General features: G+C 73.9%; 7 protein-coding genes. 4 read left to right on the top strand and 3 right to left on the bottom strand.

The window, feature by feature from the left end; all coding sequences use genetic code 11:
- Window positions 1-130: 130 nt before the first annotated feature.
- The gene (locus ACFYMU_RS02705) at window positions 131-775 is read left to right on the top strand and encodes a hypothetical protein (protein ID WP_388366927.1); all 645 of its coding nucleotides are present in this window, start codon (window positions 131-133) and stop codon (window positions 773-775) included.
- Window positions 776-814: 39 nt separating this feature from the next.
- Here the strand turns inward: ACFYMU_RS02705 and ACFYMU_RS02700 are convergent, their stop codons facing one another.
- The gene (locus tag ACFYMU_RS02700; protein ID WP_388366925.1) at window positions 815-1,198 is read right to left on the bottom strand and encodes a hypothetical protein; all 384 of its coding nucleotides are present in this window, start codon (window positions 1,196-1,198) and stop codon (window positions 815-817) included.
- A 56-nt stretch (window positions 1,199-1,254) separates the two neighbouring features.
- Between ACFYMU_RS02700 and ACFYMU_RS02695 the strand changes: the two genes are divergently transcribed.
- The 3 genes from ACFYMU_RS02695 to ACFYMU_RS02685 all read left to right on the top strand — a co-directional run bounded on the left by ACFYMU_RS02695 (window position 1,255) and on the right by ACFYMU_RS02685 (window position 4,962).
- A complete protein-coding gene (locus ACFYMU_RS02695) occupies window positions 1,255-2,280 on the top strand; it encodes a MurR/RpiR family transcriptional regulator (protein WP_388366923.1) in 1,026 nt (341 codons plus the stop codon).
- A 168-nt stretch (window positions 2,281-2,448) separates the two neighbouring features.
- A complete protein-coding gene (gene murQ, locus ACFYMU_RS02690; protein ID WP_388366921.1) occupies window positions 2,449-3,417 on the top strand; it encodes an N-acetylmuramic acid 6-phosphate etherase in 969 nt (322 codons plus the stop codon).
- Window positions 3,418-3,513: 96 nt separating this feature from the next.
- Window positions 3,514-4,962: a PTS transporter subunit EIIC gene (locus ACFYMU_RS02685; RefSeq protein ID WP_388366919.1), complete on the top strand. Its 1,449-nt coding sequence runs from the start codon at window positions 3,514-3,516 to the stop codon at window positions 4,960-4,962.
- Window positions 4,963-5,686: 724 nt separating this feature from the next.
- Here ACFYMU_RS02685 and ACFYMU_RS02680 read toward each other — a convergent pair.
- Window positions 5,687-7,177, bottom strand: coding sequence for an MFS transporter (locus ACFYMU_RS02680; protein WP_388366918.1), 1,491 nt, complete (start codon window positions 7,175-7,177; stop codon window positions 5,687-5,689).
- Window positions 7,178-7,308: 131 nt separating this feature from the next.
- Complete coding sequence (locus ACFYMU_RS02675; protein ID WP_388366916.1) at window positions 7,309-8,433, bottom strand: NADH:flavin oxidoreductase; 1,125 nt, start codon at window positions 8,431-8,433, stop codon at window positions 7,309-7,311.
- Window positions 8,434-8,462: the final 29 nt, after the last annotated feature.

The following is an 8,462-nucleotide window of genomic DNA, read 5'->3' as shown; positions in this document are numbered from 1 at the left end:
CGGCTGGCTGCACACCTACAATCACCACCGCGGACACACCGCGCTGAAAGGCCAGCCACCCGCCAGCCGCGTTCCCAACCTCACAGGGCAATACAACTAGTGCTGCGGGCGCCTGCGGGAGAATGGCCGCATGGCCGATCTCGACGCGCTGCGCGCCCGCTGGGCGGGCGCCCTGGAAGGAGTCCGCGGACCGGGCGGCGGCCCCGACCCGGCCCCGTACGCCGACAACCTGCTCGCCCGCTGGCAGGAGCCGCAGCGCCACTACCACACGCTCACGCACCTCACGGCGGTGCTCGACCACGTCGACGCGCTCCAGGCGTACGCCGACGACCCCGACCTGGTCCGCCTGGCCGCCTGGTTCCACGACGCCGTCTACCTGCCGGACCGCTCCGAGAACGAGGAGCGCTCCGCCCGCCTCGCCGAACGCGCCCTGCCCGAGGCCGGTGTGTCCCGCGCCGGGACGGCCGAGGTGGCCCGCCTGGTACGGCTCACCGTCGGCCACGACCCCGCGGACGACGACCGGAACGGGCAGGTCCTGTGCGACGCCGACCTCGCGATCCTCGCCGCACCCCCCTCCGCGTACGCCGCCTACGCCGCCGGTGTCCGCGAGGAGTACGGCTTCGTCCCCAACGACGCCTTCCACGAGGGCCGTTCCGCGATCCTGCGCCAACTGCTCGCCCTGCCACGGCTGTTCCGCACCCCGCTGGGACAGGCGGCGTGGGAGACCACGGCCCGGTACAACCTCGCCGCCGAGCTGGACATGCTGTCGGACTGAGCAGCGGGCCGGCTCGCGCGGGCGGGACTCAGCAGGTCGTCACGAGGACGCCGTGCCGCCGGTCGCCCTCCCGAGCGACCCCACGGCCGCGACCCTCACGCCCACCTTGTGGCACACCCAGTGCGGGTCCGGGCCCAGCTCGGGCTCCACGTCCAGCGCATGCGGATGACCGGAAGGGCAGACCGGACACAGCGGCCAGCGTCCGTAGCGCTCCAACAGGGCGTCCTGGACGTCCTGGGCGACCAGCCCGGCCACATAGACGGCGCCGTCCGGCCACTGCTCGACCCACCACCGCCGCTGCGCGACGGAGTCCTCGACCAGCGAGACGACGTCGGCCTCCACGACCTCGCCCGCGATCAGATCGGCCAGCACCAGGGCACGGGCCGCGTGCAGCGCCTGTTCGAGCGGACTGATGGGCTCCATGCACCCATTGTGCGCACTCTTGACCATACGTCCGAACGGAAAATATCTTTCATGGTGTGACCCAGGACGTGAAGGAAATTTTCGCCGGACCGGCAGGGACGGCGGGGACGGCCGGACCGGCGGGGACGGCGGGGCCGGCGGGGCCGGCGGGGCCGGCGGGGCCGGCGGGGCCGGCGGGGCCGGCGGGGCCGGGTGCGCCGCCCGCGCCCGCCGCGCTCGCCGCCAAGGTGCGGACCCTCGCACCCTCCATGACCCGGTCCATGCAGCGCGTCGCCGAGGCCGTGGCCGGCGACCCGGCCGGGTGCGCGGCGCTCACCGTCACCGGGCTGGCCGAGCTGACCGGGACCAGCGAGGCCACCGTCGTCCGCACGGCCCGCCTCCTCGGCTACCCCGGCTACCGGGACCTGCGTCTCGCCCTCGCGGGCCTCGCCGCCCAGCAGCAGTCGGGCCGCGCCCCGTCCGTCACCGCCGACATCGCCGTCGACGACCCGATCGCGGACGTCGTCGCCAAGCTCGCCTACGACGAGCAGCAGACCCTCGCCGACACGGCCGCCGGACTGGACACCGTGCAGCTCGGCGCCGCCGTGGCCGCGCTCGCCACCGCCCGCCGCATCGACGTGTACGGCATCGGAGCCTCCGGGCTCGTCGCCCAGGATCTCGTGCAGAAGCTGCTGCGCATAGGGCTCATAGCCCACGCGCCCAGCGACCCGCACCTCGCCGTGACCAACGCCGTGCAACTGCGCGCCAGGGACGTGGCGATAGCGATCACGCACTCCGGCTCCACCGGCGACGTCATCGAACCCCTGCGCGTCGCCTTCGAGCACGGCGCGACCACCGTCGCGATCACCGGTCGCCCGGACGGGCCGGTCACGCAGTACGCCGACCACGTGCTCACCACCTCCACGGCACGCGAGAGCGAGCTGCGACCGGCCGCGATGTCGTCCCGTACGAGCCAGCTCCTCGTCGTGGACTGCCTCTTCGTCGGCGTGGCCCAGCGGACGTACGAGACCGCCGCGCCCGCCCTGTCCGCCTCGTACGAGGCCCTGGCGCACCGCCACCGCCCCCGCGGAACGCAGCGCTAGTGCCCCGGCAGGCAACGTTCGCCCCGACGCGACGCCCGGCACGCTCCCCCGCTCGAGCGGGGGGACCCCCACGACGCCGCTCCTCGACGGGCGAACGGTGCCTGCCGGGGCGTTGGTCCCGCCCGTCCGCCTCCTAGAGCAGTGCCGCACCGAGGAAAGCCGCCTTCGATGACCTCCACTTCCGACCCCCGTGAACTCCGCGCCCAGTTGGAGACGCTGACCACCGAGGCGTTCCGCCCCGAGCTGTCCGACATCGACCGGCTTCCCACACTCGAGATCGCCGGGCTCATGAACGCCGAGGACGCGACCGTGCCGGCCGCGGTCGCCGCACGGCTCCCGCAGATCGCGGCCGCCATCGACGCCGTCGCGGCGCGGATGGCCCGGGGCGGCCGGCTCGTCTACGCGGGCGCGGGCACCGCCGGGCGGCTCGGCGTCCTCGACGCGTCCGAGTGCCCGCCGACCTTCGACACCGATCCCTCACGGGTCGTGGGCCTGATCGCGGGCGGCCCCGACGCGATGGTCACGTCGGTCGAGGGCGCGGAGGACTCCAGGGAACTGGCCGCGCAGGACCTCGACGCGCTGGACCTGACGGCCCTCGACACGGTGGTCGGCGTCTCCGCCTCGGGCCGCACGCCGTACGCGGTCGGCGCGGTGGAGCACGCCCGGGCGCACGGCGCCCTCACCATCGGCCTGTCCTGCAACGCGCACAGCGCCCTCGCGGCGGCCGCCGACCACGGCATCGAGATCGTGGTCGGCCCCGAACTGCTGACCGGGTCGACACGGCTGAAGGCGGGCACGGCGCAGAAGCTGGTCCTCAACATGCTCTCGACGATCACGATGATCCGCCTGGGCAAGACGTACGGGAACCTGATGGTCGACGTCCGCGCCTCCAACGACAAGCTGCGCGCCCGCTCCCACCGCATCGTCGCCCTGGCCACGGGCGCGACGGACGACGAGATCCAGGACGCCCTCGCGGCCACGGACGGCGAGGTCAAGAACGCGATCCTGACGATCCTGGGCGGCGTGGACGGCCCCTCGGCGGCGCGGCTGCTCGCGGAGAGCGGCGGGCATCTGCGCACGGCGCTGGAACGGACGGGCGACCGAGGGCCGGGGCGGGCCCGTCGACGGGAGCGGTGACGGCCCGCCGACCGGCGGGCCTCCTTCCGGAGGAGACCCGGCGCGGCCCGCGCGCGGCTCCCGCGACGACGGCCCGCCGACCCGCACGCTCGTCAGGTGACCGGTACCCCACACGCTGCCACCGCCGCCGCGCTCCTCCCCCTGATCGGCGGCCCCGCGAACGTCACCTCCGTCGCCCACTGCATGACCCGCCTCCGGCTGGGCCTGGCCGACCGCTCCCTGGTGGACGAGCCCGGCCTGCGGGCGGTGCCCGCCGTGCTGGGAGTCGTGGACGACGACACGTACCAGATCGTGCTCGGCCCGGGGACGGCGGCACGGGTCGCCGCCGAGTTCGAGACGCTCGTCCGGCCCGGGGCGGCCGAACTGGCCGCCCGCGGCGCCGAGCTGAGGGAGACGCGGCGACGGCGCAACGCCACCCCGGGCCGGCTGCTGCTGCGCCGCGTGGCGAACGTCTTCGTCCCGCTGATCCCTGCCCTCGTCGGCTGCGGCGTCATCGCGGGCGCGGCCGGCCTGTGCCAGAACCTGCGCCTGCTGCCGTCCCTGACCCCCGCGCTCGCCGCCCTCTCCTCCGGCTTCATGGCCCTGATCGCCGTCTTCGTGGGCCACAACACGGCGAAGGAGTTCGGCGGCACCCCCGTGCTGGGCGGTGCGGTGGCGGCGGTCGTGGTGTACCCGGGCGTCGCAAAGGTCACGGTGTTCGGAGAGCCGCTGTCCCCCGGCCAGGGCGGGGTCCTGGGCGCCCTGGCCGCGGCGCTCCTGGCGACGTACGTCGAGAAGTGGTGCCGCACCCGGGTCCCGGCGACTCTGGACGTCCTGGTGACCCCCACGCTGACGGTCCTCGTCCCCGGCCTGCTGACGCTGTACGTCCTGATGTACGCGGCCGGTGCGGCGGCCACCGCGATCGGCACGGCGGCCACCTGGCTGCTGTCCACCACGGGCGCGTTCGCGGGCCTGGTCCTGGGCGGCCTCTTCCTGCCCCTGGTGATGCTCGGGCTGCACCAGGCCCTGATCCCCCTCCACACCACCCTCATCGAGCAGCAGGGCTCCACCGTCCTGCTGCCCGTCCTGGCGATGGCGGGCGCCGGCCAGGTGGGCGCCGCCCTGGCGGTCTACGTCCGCCTCCGCCACGACGCCTCGATCCGCTCGACGATCAGATCCGCGCTGCCGGCAGGTCTGCTGGGCGTCGGCGAACCACTGATCTACGGCGTCTCCCTCCCGCTCGGCCGCCCGTTCCTGACGGCCTGCGCGGGCGGCGCGGCGGGCGGCGCCTTCGTCGGCTGCTTCGCGATGCTCGGCGACGAGGTGGGGGCGACGGCGATCGGCCCGTCGGGCTGGGCCCTGTTCCCGCTCCTGACGGGCACGGGCGGCCTGCCCCTGACAGCGGCGATCTACGCGGGCGGGCTGCTGACCGGCTATCTGGTGGGCTTCGCGGCGACGTACTTCTTCGGCTTCGGACGGGCAGCGGCGGCAGGGGCGGCGGCAGGGGCGGCCCCGGAAGCCGGGGCAGCGGCCGAGAAGGGTTGGTACAGCCGGCGCGCGGGGTGACATCGATACATGTCACAGGCGCGCACGGAAGCTCCCCTGGCACCGAACGAGCGGCTCACGCCTGGGATGCGCCCGGCGCACGCCGACATGTGGTTCCGGGATGTTGTGCCCGACCGACCTGCGCGCCATGATTACTCAGAGTGATGATCCATTGCTCTAGGTGACGAGAAGGTCCTTCCTCAAGCGTAGGGTCCGCCCGTCCGTCGAGGCGGGTGCTCACCCCGTCCTCCCCCATCCCCCTTCTGTGCGGCTCGGGCGCTGATGTGCCCCTCGGGCTGCTCGAGAAAGGAGCCCCATGACATCTGTTGCTCGCGGTTCCCTCCTGGGTGCCCCGGTCCCCCGGTGCGCCGGCCCTCCCTTGCAGGCACGTCTCTGCACTGTCACCGCACCGGTCGGCGGCCGCCCTGGAGCGTCCGACCGCGCCGTCCGTGCGCGCACCGAACTCCACCCCTACGGTGGACAGCCCGGCCGCGGCGGGTGCCTCACCCCGGGCACCGACGACCCGGCCGGGCAGGTCCGGCCGGGACTCCCGCGGGCAGCGGCTCCACGACGGGGCCCGAGCGTCGATCCGGATCCGGTGGGGGAACGACTCAGGCCGCTGGGGCCGGCCCGTCGCAGACGACGCCGGCGAAGAGGCGGGCGGCCCCACGGCAGTCACGCCGTGCGGCCGGGCACGGCCGTGCCGAACACCCGCCTCCTCCCCCGCCCGGCGATCGTGGAGGCCCTACGCCTTGGCCTCCGACACCTCCGCGGCCCGCCCGCCCGAGCCGCCGGAGGCGGGCGCCGGCTCCGCGTCGGCCGGGCGGCGGCGCGGGATGAAGGCGGCGATGACGAAGCCGAGCAGGGAGGCGGCGACCCCGGTGATCAGGACGGTGCGGAAGCCGTCCTCGGAGGGCAGGGTGACGGGGCCGAGGGACATGGTCATATGGGCCAGGACGACCCCGGCGACGGCGCTGGCGACCGACGTGCCGATGGACCGCATCAGGGTGTTGAGGCTGTTGGCGGCGCCCGTCTCGGACGGCGGCACGGCGCCCATGATGAGCGCGGGCATGGAGCCGTAGGTGAAGCCGATGCCGGCGCCGATGACGCAGGAGACCAGCACGAAGTGCCACACCTGGTCCATGAGGGCGATGTCGAGGGCGTAGCCGGCGGCGACGATCAGGGCGCCGATCATCAGGGTCACCTTGGGGCCCCTGGCCCGGGAGACGATCGCGGACACGGGGGCCAGGGCCATCATCACCAGGCCGGACGGCGCCATGACCAGGCCCGCGGTGAGCATCGACCTGCCCAGGCCGTAGCCGGTCTGCTCGGGCATCTGCAGGACCTGCGGGATGACCAGGGACATCGCGAACATGGCGAAGCCGATGGCCACCGAGGCGAGGTTGGTGACCAGCACCTGGCGGCGGGCGGTGGTGCGCAGGTCCACCAGGGGTTCGCCCACGCGCAGTTCGTAGACGCCCCACACCGACAGGACCACGACGGCCGCCGCGAACAGGCCCAGGGTGGTGCCGCTCGCCCAGCCCCAGTCGGCGCCCTTCGAGATCGCCAGCAGCAGGCAGATCAGGCCGGCCGCCATGCCGACGGCGCCGGGCAGGTCGAAGCGCCCGCCGGTGCGCTCCGCGGACTCGGGCACGAGGACGAGGACGAGGACGGCGGCCACGACGCCGAGGGCCGCGGAGGTCCAGAACAGCACGTGCCAGTCGAAGGTGTCGGCGATGGCCGCGGCGGTGGGCAGGCCGAGGGCGCCGCCGACGCCGAGGGAGGCGCTGATCACCGCGGTGGCGGAGCCGAGCCGCTCGGCGGGCAGCTCGTCACGCAGGATGGCGATGCCGAGCGGGATGACCCCGGAGGACAGGCCCTGCAGCGCCCGTCCGACGATCATCGGGGTCAGGGAGTCGCTGAGGGCGGCCGTGACGGAGCCCACCACCAGCATGCACATGCTGAACAGCAGCATGCGGCGCTTGCCGTACATGTCACCCAGGCGGCCCGTCACGGGGGTGGCGACGGCGGCGGCGAGCAGGGTGGCGGTGATGGCCCAGGCGGTGTCCGACGGCGAGGCGTGCAGGAGCTGCGGCAGCTCGGTGACGATCGGGATGACCAGGGTCTGCATCAGCGAGACGACGATTCCGGCGAAGGCCAGCACCGCCACCACGGTGTTCGGGCGCGGCGGCGGGGCTTCCGCGGTCGCGGCGGGCCGGGAAGGTTCGTCGGACATGGCAGGAGTCCTCCGTCGGACGACAGGCGTACTTGACTCAGGCAACCTAATCGGATTGATTGACTTAAGCAAGTTAAATCCTGGGAAACTGTATGGGTCCCCCTCCCTCCCCCCGGAGATGGAGCGGAGGGTCAGCTCAGCGTCTTCAGCGACGCCGCGTCGTACGGTTTCAGCTCGTCGAAGCGGCCCTCGAGGACCTTCCGTGCCCAGTGGGGGTCCTGGAGCAGCGCGCGGCCGACGGCGACGAGGTCGAACTCGCCCGCCTCCAGGCGGTCCAGCAGACCGTCGATGCCCTTGAGCGGCGCACCCTCGCCCCGGAACGCGCGCAGGAAGTCACCGTCCAGCCCCACCGAGCCGACCGTGATGACCGGCTTGCCCGTGAGCTTCTTGGTCCACCCCGCCAGGTTGAGATCGACGCCGTCGAACTCCGGGAGCCAGTGGCGGCGCGTGGAGGCGTGGAAGACGTCCACTCCGGCCGCGGCGAGCGGGGCGAGGATCGCCTCCAGCTCCTCGGGGGTGTCGGCGATCCGGACGTCGTACACCTCCTGCTTCCACTGCGAGAAGCGGAAGATCACCGGGAAGGACGGCGAGACCGCCTCGCGCACGGCCGCCACGATCTCCGTCGCGAACGTCGTGCGGGCCACGAGGTCGCCGCCGTACCCGTCCGTGCGGCGGTTGGTGCCCGCCCACAGGAACTGGTCGATGAGGTAGCCGTGCGCGCCGTGCAGTTCCACGCCGTCGAAGCCGATCCGCTCCGCCGCGGCGGCCGCCTCGACGAAGGCCGCGATCACGTCGTCCAGGTCCCGCGGCGTCATGGCCCTGCCCGCGCCCTCGGTGCCGTCGAGCCGGATGCCGGACGGCCCGACGGCCGGCGCCTCCGGGAACGGCGGGGCGCCGGCCTTGCGTGTCATGCCGACGTGCCACAGCTGCGGCACGATCGTGCCGCCGGCCGCGTGCACCGCCTCGGCGACCCTCGCCCAGCCGGCCAGCTGCTCCTCGCCGTGGAACCGCGGGACGCGGTCGCTCTGGCCGGCCGAGGCGTGGTTCACATAGGTGCCCTCGGTGACGATCAGGCCGACGCCGGCGGCCGCGCGGCGCGCGTAGTACGAGGCCACGTCCTCGCCGGGGACGCCGCCCGGCGAGAACTGGCGGGTCATGGGCGCCATGACGATGCGGTTCGGGACGGTCAGGCCGTTGAGCGTGACGGGCCGCGAGAGGATCTCGGCCGCGCGGGACGGGGAGGCGGAGACGGTCACGTGGGTGAGCTCCTCGACGGGGAACGGAC

Origin of the sequence: Streptomyces sp. NPDC007264 (genome assembly GCF_042869095.1) — a bacterium.
In the GTDB taxonomy this organism is placed as follows: Bacteria; Actinomycetota; Actinomycetes; order Streptomycetales; family Streptomycetaceae; genus Streptomyces.
Note: the sequence above shows the minus strand (reverse complement) of the source record. Positions and strands in the feature narration are given on the sequence as shown.

Excerpts from the sequence above, each read along its gene's own strand:
- ACFYMU_RS02705 (WP_388366927.1), top strand. The coding sequence starts at position 131 with ATGGCCGATCTCGACGCGCTGCGCGCCCGCTGGGCGGGCGCCCTGGAA.
- ACFYMU_RS02700 (WP_388366925.1), bottom strand. The coding sequence starts at position 1,198 with ATGGAGCCCATCAGTCCGCTCGAACAGGCGCTGCACGCGGCCCGTGCC.
- murQ (WP_388366921.1), top strand. The coding sequence starts at position 2,449 with ATGACCTCCACTTCCGACCCCCGTGAACTCCGCGCCCAGTTGGAGACG.
- ACFYMU_RS02680 (WP_388366918.1), bottom strand. The coding sequence starts at position 7,177 with ATGTCCGACGAACCTTCCCGGCCCGCCGCGACCGCGGAAGCCCCGCCG.